At 68.2% G+C, this 15,972-nt stretch carries 14 protein-coding genes; 7 read left to right on the top strand and 7 right to left on the bottom strand.

The annotated features are described in order from the left end of the window. Positions 1-24 precede the first annotated feature (24 nt). From QFZ83_RS15760 to QFZ83_RS15730, 7 genes are all read left to right on the top strand, one after another. Positions 25-960 carry a phosphate/phosphite/phosphonate ABC transporter substrate-binding protein gene (locus tag QFZ83_RS15760; protein WP_307507954.1) on the top strand — a complete coding sequence of 312 codons (936 nt, stop codon included), beginning with the start codon at positions 25-27 and terminating at the stop codon, positions 958-960. A gap of 8 nt (positions 961-968) precedes the next feature. Further along, on the top strand, positions 969-1,793 hold the full coding sequence (gene phnC, locus QFZ83_RS15755; RefSeq protein ID WP_307507953.1) for a phosphonate ABC transporter ATP-binding protein: 825 nt from the start codon (positions 969-971) through the stop codon (positions 1,791-1,793). Continuing rightward, the gene (phnE, locus tag QFZ83_RS15750; RefSeq protein ID WP_307507952.1) at positions 1,790-2,788 is read left to right on the top strand and encodes a phosphonate ABC transporter, permease protein PhnE; all 999 of its coding nucleotides are present in this window, start codon (positions 1,790-1,792) and stop codon (positions 2,786-2,788) included. Before phnC ends, phnE begins: the two co-directional genes overlap by 4 nt. Positions 2,789-2,925: 137 nt before the next feature. Then, positions 2,926-3,129 (top strand): hypothetical protein, encoded by a 204-nt coding sequence (locus tag QFZ83_RS15745; RefSeq protein ID WP_307507951.1) that lies wholly within the window; start codon positions 2,926-2,928, stop codon positions 3,127-3,129. Between the two features lie 56 nt (positions 3,130-3,185). Next, on the top strand, positions 3,186-5,441 hold the full coding sequence (locus QFZ83_RS15740) for a phosphocholine-specific phospholipase C (protein ID WP_307507950.1): 2,256 nt from the start codon (positions 3,186-3,188) through the stop codon (positions 5,439-5,441). Positions 5,442-5,475: 34 nt separating this feature from the next. Then, positions 5,476-7,365 carry a hypothetical protein gene (locus QFZ83_RS15735; RefSeq protein ID WP_307507949.1) on the top strand — a complete coding sequence of 630 codons (1,890 nt, stop codon included), beginning with the start codon at positions 5,476-5,478 and terminating at the stop codon, positions 7,363-7,365. A gap of 127 nt (positions 7,366-7,492) precedes the next feature. Then, entirely contained in the window at positions 7,493-7,843 is a 351-nt protein-coding gene (locus QFZ83_RS15730; protein WP_307507948.1) for a hypothetical protein, read from the top strand. Positions 7,844-7,864: 21 nt separating this feature from the next. On the opposite strand, the gene QFZ83_RS15725 is transcribed toward QFZ83_RS15730, so the two are convergent. The 7 genes from QFZ83_RS15725 to QFZ83_RS15695 all read right to left on the bottom strand — a co-directional run bounded on the left by QFZ83_RS15725 (position 7,865) and on the right by QFZ83_RS15695 (position 15,955). Next, positions 7,865-10,147: a glycoside hydrolase family 3 N-terminal domain-containing protein gene (locus QFZ83_RS15725; protein ID WP_307507947.1), complete on the bottom strand. Its 2,283-nt coding sequence runs from the start codon at positions 10,145-10,147 to the stop codon at positions 7,865-7,867. 85 nt (positions 10,148-10,232) lie between these two features. Further along, positions 10,233-11,207, bottom strand: coding sequence for a tripartite tricarboxylate transporter substrate binding protein (locus tag QFZ83_RS15720; protein WP_307507946.1), 975 nt, complete (start codon positions 11,205-11,207; stop codon positions 10,233-10,235). Positions 11,208-11,249: 42 nt separating this feature from the next. After that, the gene (locus QFZ83_RS15715; RefSeq protein ID WP_307507945.1) at positions 11,250-12,209 is read right to left on the bottom strand and encodes a D-2-hydroxyacid dehydrogenase; all 960 of its coding nucleotides are present in this window, start codon (positions 12,207-12,209) and stop codon (positions 11,250-11,252) included. Continuing rightward, positions 12,206-13,165 (bottom strand): tripartite tricarboxylate transporter substrate binding protein, encoded by a 960-nt coding sequence (locus tag QFZ83_RS15710; RefSeq protein ID WP_307512723.1) that lies wholly within the window; start codon positions 13,163-13,165, stop codon positions 12,206-12,208. Before QFZ83_RS15710 ends, QFZ83_RS15715 begins: the two co-directional genes overlap by 4 nt. 86 nt (positions 13,166-13,251) lie before the next feature. Then, positions 13,252-14,151, bottom strand: a complete 900-nt coding sequence (locus tag QFZ83_RS15705) for an amidohydrolase (RefSeq protein WP_307507944.1) — start codon at positions 14,149-14,151, stop codon at positions 13,252-13,254. Positions 14,152-14,164: 13 nt separating this feature from the next. Beyond that, positions 14,165-15,130 carry a tripartite tricarboxylate transporter substrate binding protein gene (locus tag QFZ83_RS15700; RefSeq protein WP_307507943.1) on the bottom strand — a complete coding sequence of 322 codons (966 nt, stop codon included), beginning with the start codon at positions 15,128-15,130 and terminating at the stop codon, positions 14,165-14,167. A 36-nt stretch (positions 15,131-15,166) separates the two neighbouring features. Continuing rightward, on the bottom strand, positions 15,167-15,955 hold the full coding sequence (locus QFZ83_RS15695; RefSeq protein ID WP_307507942.1) for a class II aldolase/adducin family protein: 789 nt from the start codon (positions 15,953-15,955) through the stop codon (positions 15,167-15,169). Positions 15,956-15,972: the final 17 nt, after the last annotated feature.

Raw genomic sequence — 15,972 nt, 5'->3', positions numbered from 1 at the left:
CGATCCGAAACCAAGGAACCGATCATGAAAAAGCTCCTCGCCGTCGCGGCCGCAGTCTTCTCGCTGTCCGCTGCGCTTTCCCTGCCGGCGCATGCGCAATCCGTGGCCGACGGCTCGCGCGAGCATCCGCTGCGCGTGCTGCTGATTCCCGCCGACGGCGGCACCGAGTCGGGCACCAAGGCCGACTACGCGCCCGTCTTCAATGCCATCACCCGCACCACGGGCCTGAACTTCGACCTGAAGGTCGGCCAGTCGTACGGCGCCGTGGTCGAGGGCATGTGCAACCAGCTCGCCGACATCGCTTTCTTCGGGCCCGTGTCTTATGTACAGGCCCACAAGCGCGGCTGCGCGCAATTGCTGGCGGTCGGCGTGGAGAAGGGCGCCTCGGTGTACTACGCCGGCATGTTCGCCAAGGCCAATGCGCCCATCGCCGCCATCAAGGACGTGAAGGGCAAGCGCGTGGCTTTCGGCGACGTCAACTCGGCGTCGAGCTTCACCTTCCAGGTTGCAATGCTCATGGACGCTGGCATGGACCCCGCCAAGGACCTCTCGGCCATCCGCATGACCGGCAGCCACGCAAGCAGCTTGGCCGCGCTGGTGCAGGACCAGGTCGACGTGGCCTCGCTCTCGTTCGACTCGTACGAGAAGGCCGTGAAGCAGGGCGCCGTCGATCCGAAGACGGTGAAGGTCATCGCGAAGAGCATCGCCATTCCGTACCCGCCGCTCGCGCTCAATTCGAAGCTGCCCGAGCCGCTGAAAACCAAGCTGAAGGACGCCTTCCAGACGGTGAACAAGGCCCCCGGCATCACGCCCGACATGATCCGCGGCTACGGCGGCGGCAAGATCGATGGCTACGACACGAAGTTCTCGGAAGACGAGTTCAACGTCGCCGCCGAGAAGCTCGGCCTGCTGACCGACGAGCTCAAGGGCCGCATCCTCGCCAAGGCCGCGGAGCGTTGAGCACGGCCATGCTGAACTTCGATTCGGTCGCCATGCGCTATGCCGACGGCACGCGCGCGCTCGACGGCGTTTCGCTGCAGGTGCCGGCCGGCCAGTTCTGCGTGGTGCTGGGCTCCTCGGGCGCGGGCAAGTCGACGCTGCTGCGCATGGCCAACGGACTGGTCAAGCCCACGCAGGGCGCGGTGCAGGTCGAAGGCGTGCCGATCGTGGCGGCGGCGCTGGCCCGCGTCCGGCCGCGCATCGGCATGATCCACCAGCAGTTCAACCTCGTGCTGCGCTCCACCGTCGCCGAGAACGTGCTGGCCGGCGCGCTGCCCGCAATGCCGACGTGGCGCGCGCTGCTGGGCCTGTTCACTGACGCGCAGCGCGCCAAGGCCTGCGCGCTGATCGAATCGGTCGGGCTGCAGGAGCAGCACCTGCTGCGCCGCGTGAGCGAACTCTCGGGCGGCCAGCAGCAGCGCGTGGGCATCGCGCGCGCCTTCATGCTCGATCCGCCGCTGGTGCTCGCCGACGAGCCGGTGGCGAGCCTCGATCCGCAGACCAGCCACGACGTGCTTTCGCTCTTGCGGCGCGAGGCGCGCGAGCGCGGCACCACGGTGCTTTGCAGCCTGCACCAGATCGAGCTGGCCTGCGAGTTCGCCGACCGCATCGTGGCGCTGCGCCACGGCGCGGTGGTGTTCGACGGCGCGCCCGAAGCTTTCGATCCCAAGGTCTTCGATGCGATCTACGGCCGGCCCGCGACTGCTTCGCAACCGCAAGGTCCACTGACCGAACCCGAGGCCGTGCTCCCGCTGCACACCGGCCATGCGGGACTGCTGGAGATGGCGCAATGACAAGACCCGCATCCGCTTGGGAACTGCCGCGCCCCTTCGGCACCCGCAGCCTCGTCGTGCTGTTCATCGTGCTCGTCGCCGGCTTCTTCGCCGGCCAGCGTGTGGAGATGGGCCGCATGCTCTTGCTCACCGGCGAAGGCGTGCTCGCCGCCGTGGGCCTGCGCGACCAGTCGCAGGTGCTCTCGGGCCTGGGCACCATCGCGCGCTCGCTCTTTCCGCCGCAGGTCTCGGAGCGCACCGAGGTCGCACGCATCGAGGGCTTCGACCGCAACCAGCTGCCCTGGTTCTCGCACGTCGAGACCGAGGAATCGCGCCAGCCCAAGCTCAATCCGCAGACGCTGCAGATGGAAGAGGAGGTCGACCGGCGCGAGGTGCTGGTCGAGCCCTTCGGCTATCTCTGGCATGTGGCGGTGAAGATGCTCGAGACCTTCGAGATCGCCATCTGGGCCACGCTGCTGGCCATCGTGCTGAGCGCGCCGCTCGCCTGGTGCAGCGCGAAGAACTACACGCCCAACGGCGCCGTCTACACGCTGGCGCGCAGCGTGGTGGGCATGTTCCGCGCGGTGCCCGAGCTGGTGAGCGCGCTCTTCCTGGTGCTGGCCTACGGCTTCGGCCCCATCGCCGGCGTGCTGGCCCTCGCGCTGCACTCGGCGGGATTTCTCGGCAAGTTCTACGCCGAAGACATCGAGACCGCCGACGACAAGCCGCAGGAGGCCCTGCGTGCCATCGGTGCGAACAAGTTGAAGGTGATGCGCTTCGCGGTGCTGCCGCAGGTGATGCCGCAGTTCATTGCCTACACGCTCTACGTGCTCGACCGCAACGTGCGCATGGCCACCGTGGTGGGCCTGGTGGGCGCGGGCGGCATCGGCCAGGAACTGAAGGGCCGCTACGACATGTACAACTATGCGCACGTCGGAACGATCCTGATCGCGATCTTTCTGACGGTCCTCGTGCTCGACAGGGTCGCAGCCCGCCTGCGCAGCCGCTATGCCTGAGCGCTAGCCCCACCCACTCCCCGACTTTCTTCCGACTCCGGTGCGAGCCCTTCGCGGGCCCGCAGGGGAGCGGCTTTGCCTCCGATTTCGCTTTTTTGCTTTCTCCCTCACGCCCAACCGACTCCAAAGGACACCTCATGAAATCAGCTTCTTCCCGGTACGGCCTCGCTGCGGCGGGTCTCGTCTTGTGCCTTGGCCTCGCCGCCTGCGGCGGTGGTGGTGGCGGCGGCAGTGGCGGCCTGCCCATCCTCCCGCCGGGCCAGACCCCGCCCGCCGGCAGCGGCCCGCAGCAACCCGGCGGCGACCAGCCCCAGCAGCCTGCCCTGAAGTGCGCGCCCTGACAGCACCCATCGACAACCGATCAGCCCCCCAAATTTCTCGCGTTGAAAGACCACCCATGAACACCCCCAACCGTCGCGATTTCTTCCGCAAGTCGGCCGGCGCCATCGGCGCCGCCTCGGCCATGACGATGCTGCCGCCCGTGATCCGCAAGGCGCTCGCCGTCGAGGCCGTCGTCGACACCGGCACCATCAAGGACATCAAGCACATCGTGATCCTGATGCAGGAGAACCGCAGCTTCGACCACTACTTCGGCACCCTGCGCGGCGTGCGCGGCTTCGGCGACCGCTTCCCGATTCCGCTGGCCAACGGCAAGCCGGTTTTCTTCCAGCCCAACACCGTCGTCGACGGCCCTGACATCCAGCCGTTCCGCCGTGACTCCACGATCGCCAATGCGCTGATCGGCTCGGGCACGCCGCACAACTTCCCCGACATGCAGGGCGCATGGAACCAGGGAAAGATGGACCGCTGGATCCAGTTCAAGAACCAGGCGACGATGGGCTATTACCTCCGCGAAGACATTCCGTTCCAGTTCGCGCTGGCCGATGCCTTCACGATCTGCGACGGCTACCACTGCTCCATCCTCACCGGCACCGACCCGAACCGCATCGTGTTCTGGTCGGGTTCCAACTTCAACCCGGAACTGCGCAAGAAGGGCATCAACAGCACGGACACCGATTCCGAACCGGTGAACTCGCGCTGCTGGCCCAGCCCTTCCAACTGGGTTGCGGGACGGGCACAGAAGACCGACGGTACGGGCCAGACCGATGCGACGGGTGCCTACAACTACAAGTACGTCAACAACTCGTTCAAGTGGGACACGCTGCCCGACGTGCTGCAGAAGGCCGGCATCACCTGGCACATCTACCAGAACATGAACAACAACTGGACGGGCGCCATGAACGGCTGCCTGGCCTTCGAGAGCTTCCGCACCGCGCAGCCGGGCTCGCCGGTCTATGAGCACGGCCTCACGGGCGGACCCGCGACGGCCGACGGCGCCACGAACTTCCTCGCCCAGCTCAAGCAGGACGTGATGAACGACACCCTGCCGCAGGTCTCGTGGGTGCTGCCCACGCAGGCGCTGGCCGAGCATCCGGGCAGCAGCGAAGGCGTGGCCGGCGCGGCCGACTTCATCTCCGATGTGCTGACCGCGCTGACCTCGAACCTCGCGGTCTGGAGCAAGACCGCGCTCTTCGTCACCTTCGACGAGAACGACGGCTTCTTCGACCACCTGGCAATGCCCGCGGTGCCCTCGTACGACGCCAACGGCGAACTGATGGGCAAGTCCACCGTGCCGCTGGACGGCGAATACTTCGACGCCTCCGTGGGCAGCTACCTGAACGCGGCCGACACCACCAGCGGCAAGACGCGCCCCTGGGGCCTGAGCTCGCGCGTGCCGATGTACGTGGTCTCGCCGTGGAGCAAGGGCGGCTGGGTCAATTCGCAGGTGTTCGACCACACCTCGATGGGCCGCTTCCTGGAGCAGCGCTTCGGCATCACGATCGACGCGATCAGCCCATGGCATCGTGCGGTCTGCGGCGATCTCACCTCGTGCTTCGATTTCGTGAGCCCGAACGATCCGGTCGTTCCCAAGCTGCCCGACACGAGCGGCTATCCCGCGGTCAATGCGGCGCAGAAGCTGCTGGGCAACACGGGCGCCGTGACCAAGGCCCCCGCCACCCCGCAGCCGCTGTACCAGGAAACCGGCACGCGCTTCTCGCGCGCGCTGCCCTACGAACTGCACACCAGCGCGCGCATCGAGCCGCGCGGTCTCGTGTCACTGATCTTCAGCAATACCGGCAACCAGGGCGCGGTGTTCCACGTCTACGACAAGCTGCACCTGGACCGCATCCCGCGCCGCTACACGGTCGAGGCCGGCAAGCAACTGACCGACTACTGGAACGCCGGCGCCACCGACAGCGGCAAGTACGAGCTGTGGGTGTACAGCAGCAACGGCTTCGTGCGCACCTTCAAGGGCGACGCGCTGGCCACCGACACCGCGGCCTTCAAGCCCGAAGTGCAGGTCTGCTACGACCCGGCCGCCGGCCAGGTCTACGTGAAGGTGCACAACACCGGCACGGGCGCCGGCACGGTGTCGGTCAAGGCCAATGCCTACCGCACCGACGGTCCCTGGTCGCTCGACGTGGCCGCGGGCGCCACCAGCCTCCTGCACTGGAACCTGGAGAACAGCGGCCACTGGTACGACTTCACCGTGACCGCCGACAACTTCGAGCGCCGCTTCTCGGGCCGCGTCGAAACGGGCAAGCCGAGCGTGAGCGATCCGGCGATGGCACTGCATCTGTCGGCCGCCTGAACGCGCACCTTCAACGATAACAAAGAGGAGAAGCATGAAACACAAGCGCGCAACGCGCGGCGCAGCCCTGGTCGGGCTGGCCGTCGCGCTCGGCTCGGGTGTGGGTCTCGGCCATGCCCAGACCATCACCTGGGACCCGGCCAAGTCCAACCTCGGGATCGGCACCGGCACCGGCATCACCGGCGTCACCGGCACCAACAACCAGGCGATCGGCACCAACACCGGCAACAACGTCAGCACCAAGTACAACCTGGCCATCGGCGACGGCGCGGGCACCAACGTGAGCGGCGACAACGCCAACCAGGCCATCGGCTTCCAAGCCGGTACCGACGTGAAGGGCGGCTGGAACCAGTCCTTCGGCCGAAGTGCCGGCGACAACGTCACGGGCAACCACAACAACGCGACGGGCTTTCACGCCGGCAGCGGCGTGACCGGCTCCGACAACAACTCGACCGGCACGAACGCGGGCATGGCCGTCGCGGGCAGCAACAACAACGCGATGGGCAACGGCGCCGGCAGCAACGTCACGGGCAGCGAGAACACGGCCATCGGCACCAACGCCGGCAAGAACGTGACCGGCAGCAACGACATCTCGATGGGCAACGGTGCGGGCAACAACGTCAGCACCAACTGGAACCTGGCCATCGGCGAAGGCGCGGGCACCAACGTGTCGGGCAAGAACGCCAACCAGGCCATCGGCTACTACGCGGGCACCAACGTGGTCGGCGGCTGGAACCAGACCATGGGCCGCAGTGCGGGCGAGAACGTCACCGGCGATTACAACAATTCGAACGGCTACGCCGCGGGCCAGTTCGTCACCGGCAACCGCAACGACGCAACCGGCTCCAATGCCGGCCAGCACGTGACCGGCTCCGACAACGAGGCCTACGGCACCAGCGCCGGCGGCAACGTCACGGGCAACAACAACCAGGCCTACGGCAACAGCGCAGGCCGTGACGTGAACGGCAGCAACAACATCTCCAGCGGTGCGGGCGCCGGCGCGGGCGTCACGGGTTCGAACAACCAGGCCACGGGCCAGATGGCCGGCGCGCAGGTCTCGGGCAACAGCAACATCGCGACCGGCCAGGGCGCGGGCGGCGGCGTGCAGGGCAACCGCAACCAGGCCTTCGGCGCGACGGCCGGGCAGGGCGTGATTGGCAACGACAACACGGCGCAGGGCAACGGCGCGGGCCGGCATGTGAGCGGCAACGCCAACATCGCCATCGGCAACGACGCGGGCATCTACGTGAACGCGAGCCAGACGCTGTCGATCGGCACCTCGGCGCGCGCCAGCGCCGACAACGCGATGGCCGTCGGCAGCGGCGCAGAGGCGCGGGCCGATGCGGGCATTGCGCTGGGCGCCAACGCGCTCGTGCAGCACGCCAACAGCGTGGCGCTCGGCGCGGGCAGCGTGACCACGCGCGGCGCGCAGTCGAACTATGTGGCCCCCGGCATGGCCGGGCTGCAGTCGTCGGCCGGCGAAGTGGCGCTGGGCAACCGCCAGCTCACGGGCGTGGCGCCCGGCAGCGCACCGACCGACGCGACCAACGTGGGCCAGGTGCAGGGCATGGTGCAGAACGGCGTGGCCTCGGCCAACGCGTACACCGACACCGTCGCGGCGCAAGGCCTGCCGTTCGGCAAGGCCTACACGGATCTGACGGCCGCGCGCCTGCAGAACGAGATCGGCGACAACGCACGGCGCGCGTATGCGGGCATCGCGGGCGTCGCGGCGATGGAGTCCGCACCGGTCGTGCCCGGCAAGGTCAGCTATGCCGTGGGCCTGGGCAACTTCCGCAGCGAGAACGCGATGGGCGGATCGCTGCGCCGCACCTCGGAAGACGGCCGCTACAGCGTCACGTTCGGCGCGGGCGTGACCAGTTCGGGCGTGGTGAGCCGGGTCGCGTTCACCGGCGTGTTCGACTGAGTTCGCAACGCGTGATGAGAAGACGCGCGCGTCCCGGCGCGCCTTCTCACGCAGGTCTAAGCAAGTCATCACCGGCCCGTAAGTGGGCCGTCCTAGAGTGAAAAGACCATCACTCCAGGAGACACCCATGAAATTGCGTATCGCAACCCTCTGCATCGCCGCCGCGCCGGCCGTGCTGCTGGCCTCGTTCGCGCATGCGAGCGGATTCGCCGATCCGGACTATCCACAGATGTCCCATTCGACCCTGTCGCGCGATGCGGTGGCCACGGACGCGATGCAGGCCAACACCGGCATCCATGCGACCGAGGTTCTCGAGTCGCAGGTGCAAGCACCGGTCGCGGGCGCCGACCGCGCACAGGTCCAGGCCGAGGCGGTGCGCGCCAACAATGCGATGCACCCGACCGAGATCCTCGAATCCCAGGTGCAGCCGCCGGTGGCGTCGGCGAACCTGCCTTCCGCGACGGCGAGCGGCGAGTAAGCCGCCCGGCTCACTCGCGCCTCAGTCGCGGGTGAGCACGAAGCGCTTTCGGATGCCGCTCGCAGCCGAAGGCGCCACCCACAGGTCGAACTCACCCGGTTCGACCACAGGCTTCATGTCGCGGCCGATGAATTCCATGTCGGCCGCGGTGAGCGTGAACTCGACCACTTTGGACGCGCCCGGCTCGATGCGCACCTTCTGGAACCCCTTGAGTTCGCGCACCGGCCGCGTCACGCTCGCGGCGCGTTCCGAGAGGTAGAGCTGCACCACTTCCTCCGCCTCGCGCATGCCGGTGTTGGTGACGGTGGCGCGCACGCGCAGCGTGTCGCCCATCGTCATGCGGTCCTGGCTCAGTTCCACGCTGTCGTAGCGCACGGGTGCGTAGCCGATGCCGAAGCCGAAGGGGTAGAGCGCCTCGTTCGTCGCATCGACATAGCGCGTCTTGAACGACGTGCCCGGCGCGCCTTCGGGCGAGGGCCGGCCGGTGCGCTTGTGGGCGTAGTAGTAGGGCACCTGGCCGGCGGTCTGCGGAAAGCTCACCGGCAGGCGGCCCGAAGGATTGAAGTCGCCGAACACCACGTCGGCAATGGCGTGGCCCGTCTGCACGCCGAGGAACCAGGTCACGAGGACGGCGCGCGCATTGCGCACCGCGCCCTTGAGCGCCATCGCGCGCCCGTTGCTCAGGAGCACGACCACCGGCTTGCCGGTGGCGGCCACGGCTTCGGCCAGGTCCTGCTGCGGCTGTGGCAGGCCGATGTCGCTGCGCGAGCGCGACTCGCCCGACATCTTCTGGCTTTCGCCGATGGCCAGCACCACCACGTCGGCATCGCGTGCGGCGGCCACGGCGGCCTCGACGCCGCCGGGCAGCGGCGACTCGACGTTCGAGCCGCGCGCGATCGTCACGGACGAATCGGGTCCCAATGCAGCGCGCAGCCCTTCGTCGATGCCCACCGGCGCCGACTGGCCCGGGAACAGGCTCCACGATCCCATCAGGTCCTTCGTGCCCTCGGAGAACGGACCGATCAGCGCGATCTTCGTGCCGGCCTTGGGCAGCGGCAGCAGCTTGGCCTCGTTCTTGAGCATGACGATGGAGCGGCGTGCGTCCTCGCGGGCGAGCGCGATGAACTCGGGGTTCTCGGTGCGCTGCGCGGCTGGCGGTCCGTCGAGGTTGCGGAACGGGTCGTCGAAGAGGCCCAGCTTCTGCTTGACGTGCAGCACGCGGCGCACCGCCTCGTCGAGCCGCGCCATCGGCACTTCGCCGGAGGCCACGAGGTCGGGCAGGTGGCGCATGTAGAGCCCGCTCTGCATGCTCACGTCGGTGCCGGCCATGAAGGCCATCTTGGCGGCCTCGCGGCCGTTGGCGGCGTAGCCGTGCTCGATGAGTTCTTCGTCGGCCGTGAAGTCGGACACCACGAAGCCCTTGAACTTCCACTCGTCGCGCAGCACGCCGGTGAGCAGCGCGGGGTTCGCGGTCGAGGGGATGCCTGCGATCTCGTTGAAGCCGCTCATGACCGAGAGCGCGCCCGCATCGATGGCCGCGCGGAACGGCGGCAGGTAGACCTCGCGCAGCGTCCGCTCGGAGATGTCGCTGCTGTTGTAGTCCAGCCCGCCTTCCGCCGCGCCGTAGGCCGCGAAGTGCTTGGGTGTGGCGAGCATTGAATCGGCGTTCGAGAGGCTGCTGCCCTGGAAACCACGCACTCGCGCCGCAGCGAACTGGCGCGCGAGGTACGGGTCTTCGCCGACGCCTTCGAGGCCGCGGCCCCAGCGTGCGTCACGCGCGATGTCGACCATCGGTGCGAAGGTCCAGCGAAAACCGTCGGCCGTGGCCTCGACCGCCGCCGCACGCGTGGTGCGTTCGGCCAGCGCGGGTTCCCAGCTGGAGGCCTCGGCCAGCGGCATCGGGAAGATCGTGCGAAAGCCGTGGATCACGTCGGCGCCGAAGATGAGTGGAATGCCCAGCCGCGATTCGCGCACCGCGATCTGCTGCAGCCGCCGCTTGCCTTCGAGGCCCGCGTTGTTGAAAAGGCCGGTGAGGCGGCCGGCGCGCACGTCGGCCGTCTCCTGCTGGCCGTTGCGCCAGCCCGCCTGTGGGTTGTTGGGGGTGTCGATGTCCGCGGGACCGTAGAGGCTCAGCTGGCCGGACTTTTCCTCGACGGTCATGCGCGCGATCAGCGATTCGATGCGCGCGTCCACCGCGGCGGAGGCTGCGGGGTCATCGGGAACCGAGGCGGCTGAAGCGGGGGGAAGGAAGCCGGACGAGAGGGAGAGGAGGAGGGCGGCGAGCGCCGCTTTTCGAACGTGCATGGCCTCCTATTCTGCAGACAACGCCCTTCGCCCCCGGCAAGCGGGTTTCCGTCGAGGCCGTAGGGCTATGTCTTGCGCTGCGGCATCACTCGGCGGTAGCGCCGGCTTCTTTCGCCACCTGGACCCACTTCGTCGTCTCGCTGCCGATGAACTTCGCAAGCTCCGCGGGCTTCATGTTCCCGGCCGTCACGCCCTGTTCCTCGAAGCGCCTGACCACGTCGGGCTGCTGCACCGCGCGGGCGAGTTCGGTGTTCAGGCGCTGCACGATGTCGGGCGGCGTGCCGTGCGGCGCCATCAACGCGAACCAGGTTGTCATGTCGTAGCCCTTGAGACCGGCTTCGTCGAGCGTCGGCACGCCGGGGTAGGCGGGCGAGCGCGTCTTCGTCGTCACGGCCAGCGCATGCACCTTGCCGGCCTTGATGTGCGGCGAGGCCGAGGGGCTGGTCTCGATGGCCATCTGGATCTGGCCGCCCATGAGGTCCGCCATCATCGGCGCGCCGCCCTTGTAGGGCACGTGGACGATGTCGGTCTTGGTCATCGAGCGGAAGAGTTCTCCCGAGATGTGCTCGGTGCTGCCGTTGCCGGCCGAGCCGAAGTTGACCTTGCCCGGGTTCGCCTTGATGTAAGCCACGAGCTCGGCCACGGTCTTTGCGGGCACCTTGTCGTTGACGATCAGCACATTGGGCGTCGAGGCAGCGAGCGCCACCGGATCGAAGTCGCGCTGGAAGTCGTAGGCGAGCTTCTTGTAGAGGCCCGGCGCGATCGAATGCGCGATGGTGGCGAGGAACAGCGTGTAGCCATCGGCCGGCGCTTTCGACGCGATGGTCGCGCCCACTGTGCCGCCCGCGCCGCCGCGGTTGTCGATGATCACCGGCTGCTTGAGCGCCTCCGAGAGCTTCTGGCCGATGGTGCGCGCGACGATGTCGGTGGTGCCTCCGGCCACGAAGGGAACGATGAGGGTGATGGGTTTCGTGGGCCAGTCGGCGGCAAGTGCCGAAGACGCGCCCGTGGCGAGCATCAGCGCGGCGACGGCGGTGTGGAGGAAATTTTTTCGATTCATGGTCGTGAGGTCTTGGTGTTGTTGTTTGAGAAGGGGATGGCGTCAGGCCACGCGGTTCAGCAGCGGCTGGCCTTCGTTCCAGCGTTTCAGGTTGTCCAGGAAGAGCGCGGCGACCCGCGCCTCGTTGCCGTCCGAGTGGCCGGCGGTGTGGGGCGTGACGATCACGTTCGGCATGTCCCACAGCGGCGAATCGGCCGGCAGGGGCTCGTGAGCGAACACGTCGAGGTAGGCGCCGGAAAGCGCGCCGCTGCGGAGGGCTGCGATGAGCGCAGGTTCATCGACGACCTCGCCGCGCGAGACGTTCACGAGTCGCGCGCCGTGCGGCAGCAATGCGAGCGCCGCAGCATTGACGAGGCCCCGCGTGCGGTCGGTCAGCGGGCAGGCGAGCAGCAACCAGTCGGCGCGCGGCAGCACGGTGTGAATGTCTTCGAAGCGCACGCTGTCGGCGCCCGCACTGGTGCGCACGGCCACCACGCGCAGACCCAGCGCAGAAAGCAACGCCCCGAGGCCTTGCCCGATCGGGCCCCAGCCGACGATCACCGCCGTCTGGCCCGCCAGGTCGCGCGGCAGGCCGCTGCCCACGAGCGGTGCCCAGGTCTTCTCGCGTTGCGCCGCGAGCAGCTGAGGAAAGCACCGCGCCAGCATCAGCACGCCGGCCAGCGCGGTCTGCACGACCACGCCCGCATTGGCGCCCGACGAAGTCGTCACCTCCACGCCGCGCGCACGCAGCTCGCCGTACACGGGCCGGTCGGCGCCAGACGAATGCGCATGCACCCATCGCAGCGATGGTGCGCTGCGCAAGGCGTCGTGAAACTGCTGCGTGTGGGGCAGCACCTGATGCTTGGTCGAGAGGCCGGTCACGTCGCGCGAGACGAAGGCGATGTCCGCATCGTCTCCGGCGTTCACCACCATGTGCGCGCGCCCGCCGAGCGCATCGGCCAGACCCGTGCCGGCCTGCTGCACAGCCGAGGGCGTCATCAGGATGCGCAGCGGCTCCGTCATTCCGCCGTCGCGCCCGACTCGCGCACGATCACTTTCCACTTGTCGTACTCCTGCCGCGTGAACTTGCCGAACTGCTCGGGCGTGCCGCCGACCGGGTCGGCGCCCTCGCGGATCATCTGCGCTTCCAGCGAAGGCAGCGCGTCGTTCACCGATTTGTTGAGCAGCGCGATCACCGGCGCCGGCGTGCCCTTCGGCGCGAAGAAGCCGAACCACGAACCCGCCGAGAAACCGGCGAAACCCTTCTCGGCCACGGTCGGCACGTCGGGCAGCGAGCGCGAGCGCTTCAGGCTGCTCACTGCGATGGCGCGCAGCTTGCCTGCGCGGATGTGTGAGATGACGGAAGGAATGGTCGCGAACATGAACTGGATGCGCCCCGCGAGCAGGTCGGTCAGCGCGTTGGCGCCCTTGTAGGGCACGTGCAGCGTCTCGGCGCCGATGCGCTTGCTGAGCATGTAGCTCGACAGGTGCGACGAGGTGCCGATGCCCGTCGAGCCGTAGTTCAGCTTGTTGGGGTTGGCCTTCGCGTAGGCGATGAACTCTTCCATCGTCTTGGCGGGCACCTCGGGGTTCACGACCAGCACGTTGGGCACGTCGGCGATCTGCACCACCGGCACGAGGTCGGCGAGCGGGTCGTAGGTCATGTTCTTGTAGAGCGTCTGGTTCACGGCCATCGGGCCGACCGAGTTGACGATGAGCGTGTAGCCATCGGCCGGTGCGCGCACCACGAACTCGGTGCCGATGTTGCCGCCGCCGCCGGGCTTGTTGTCGATGACGAAGGGCTGGCCCAGCTTCTCGGACATCTGCTGCGTGACGGCGCGCGCGAGGATGTCGGTGGTGCCGCCCGCGGTGAAGGCGACGACCACGCGCACGGGTTTGTTGGGATACGCGGATTGCGCTTCGGCGCGCGGCGCGGAGCCGAGGCCGGCAGCCAGCAGCACGGCGGTGGCCGTGCCCATGAGCTTTCGCAGCAGCGGGACGGAGGAAGAGGAGGAAGGCTTGTCTCGTTTCATTTTTCTGATCCTTGGGTCTGTCGTCTTTGTCTCTACTTGGGCCGGGGAAAGTCGTACAGCGCCGCCGGGTTGTCGACCAGCACGCGCTTGCGCTGCGCCTCGTCGGGCAGCCAGCGCGCGAGCAGGTTCACCAGGGCGCCGTCGTCCGGCACCTGCTGCGCTTCGAAGTAGTTGATGTGCGGCCAGTCGGTGCCCCACACGACGCGCTCGGCGTTGGCCTGCAGCAGCGCGATGGCGAAGGGATCGATGTCGGCGTAGGGCAGGTCCATGCCGGTGTTGCGGTCGGCGCCCGAAATCTTGGTCCAGGCCTTGCCTTCGGCGACGAGGCGGCACAGCGTGCGAAAGCCCGGGTCGTCGATGCCGCGCGACGCCGCCATGCGGCCCATGTGGTCGATGACGAGCGGCAGGCCGAGACGCAGCAAACGCGGCGCGAGTTCGATGAGGTCGGGCGCGTGGATCCACATCTGCGCGTGCCAGCCGCGCTCGGCGAGGCGCGGCGCCAGCGCTTCCAGCACCTCGATGCCGACGCCGTTGCGGTACACGGCATGGCCGTCTCGCTTGAAGAGGTTGAAGCGAACGCCGCGGATGCCGGCCGCGTGCCAGCGGTCGAGTTTCGCATCGCTGGTGTCCGCCTGCGGCACGGCGATGCCGCGCAGGCGCTCGGGGTATTGCGCGAGCGCGGCGAGCACCGCGCCGTTGTCGGTGCCGCTCGCGCTGCCCGTCACCAGCACGCCGCGCGAGAGGCCCAGCCGGTCGAGGTGCGCGATGAAGGCTTCGCCGGGGTATTCGCCCGGTGTGTAGCTGCGGTCCTCAGCCAGCGGAAAGCGGTCGAAGGGGCCGAAGACATGCGCGTGGCTGTCGCACGCGCCGGGCGGCAGCGCGAAGGACACGGGCGTGAATGCGTCGTGAGGAGGCAGGCAAGGGCGGGTCATGGTGCGTGCCTCCTCAATCGGTCTTGAGCTTGCCGCTCTTGGCGAGAAGCCGCGCGTTCGCGTCTTCCTTCTTCAGCGTCGCGAGCCATTCGTCGGGCGACGAGGCCTGGCCGGGGCTGCCGACGGAGATCAGGCGGCGCTTGACCGTCTCATCGGCCAGCGCTTTGCGCAGCGCGGCGTTGAGCGCGTTGATCACATCCGGTGGCGTGCCGGCAGGCGCGAGCAGGCCGGTCGCGGTGGTGGCGTCGAAATCCTTCAGGCCGGCTTCGCGCAACGTGGGCACGTTCGGCAATGCGGGGTCGCGGTCCTTCGACATCACGGCCACCACGCGCAGCATGCCCGACTGGATGTGCGCGGCCGAGCTCGTGAGCTGGTCCACCACAAGGTCGATCTGCCCGCCCAGAAGGTCGGTGAGCGCCGGGGCCGAACCCTTGTACGGCACGGTGTTCAGGCTCAGCTTGCCGGCCTGTTCGAGCTGCAGCAGCGCGACATGGTTGGTGGTGCCCGGTCCCGCATGGCCGGCCGTGACCTGGCCCGGCTTGCTGCGCGCGGCCGAGAGCACGGCGTCGATGTCCTTGTACGGGCCTTGGCCGCGCACGGCGATCACCAGCGGCGTGGTGGCGGCCAGACCGATAGGGGCGAAGTTGTCGAGCGCGTAGCTCGTCTTCGTCATCAGCGGCAGCACGACTAGCGCGTTCGGCGTGCTGACCAGCAGCGTGTAGCCGTCGGGCTGCGCGCGCGCCACGTACGAGGCGCCGATGGCACCGCCGGCCCCCGCGCGGTTGTCCACGATCACCGACTGGCCGAGGATCTGGCCCAGCGCCGGTGCCAGCGTGCGCGCGACGACATCGAGGTTGCCGCCGGGCGCGAACGGCACGACGAGGGTGACCGGCTTTTGCGGAAATTTCTGCGCGAGCGCGGGCAATGCAAACGCTGTCGCGAGCGCCGCGAGCACGGCGGGGAGGAGTCTTCTCTTCATGGGGCGTTGTCTCTGCTGTTCTTCGGTGTGTGCGTGTCAGTCGCGGAAGCTCGGGTCCATGCGGTCGAGCTTGCGCAGCAGCGCGGGCCATTCCATGAGCCCGTAGGGGCGGCGGGTGCCGGGCTGGTAGTTGTTCCAGGTTTCTTCGAGCACCTCTTGCGGCACGGCCTTCAGCGGCGTGTTGCACGACATCGCGCCGATCTGCGCGCGGCAGGCCAGCTCGAGCCGGTGCATCCAGTTGAAGGCTTCGCCCACGCTGCGGCCCACGACGAGGGCGCCGTGGTTGCGGAAGATCACCGCCTCGCCATCGCCGAGGTCCGCGAGCAGCGATGCTTGCTCTTCGGTGTTCAGTACCACGCCCTGGTAGTCGTGATAGCCGATCTTCAGGAAGCGCATGGCCGTCTGGGTGAGCGGCAGCAGCCCGCATTCGAGCGACGACACCGCCATCGACGCCCAGCTGTGCGTGTGGATCACGCAGGCCACGTCGGGCCGCGCGGCATGCACCGCGCTGTGGATCACGTAGCCGGCCTTGTTGATGCCGTAGTTCAGCTCGCCGAAATCGGGCGACGAGAGGATGCGGCCATCGGCGTCGACCTTGATGAGGCTGGACGCGGTGATCTCCTCGTACATCATCCCGTAGGGGTTGATGAGGAACGCGCCGTGCTCGCCCGGCACGTGCGAGGAAATGTGGTTGGCCATCATGTCCGACATGCCGTACAGGTCGACCAGCCGGTAGCAGGCGGCCAGGTCGATGCGGGCCTGCCATTCGGCGGGCGAGCACTTGTCTTTCATGGAGGGGATCTGGAGCACGCCAGGGTTCGTCATCGTTGGTTTCCTTTCGA

Source organism: Variovorax sp. W1I1, from assembly GCF_030815625.1.
GTDB lineage: Bacteria > Pseudomonadota > Gammaproteobacteria > Burkholderiales > Burkholderiaceae_C > Variovorax > Variovorax paradoxus_C.
The sequence above is the reverse complement of the archived record's forward strand: the minus strand, read 5'-3'. Positions and strand labels throughout refer to the sequence as shown.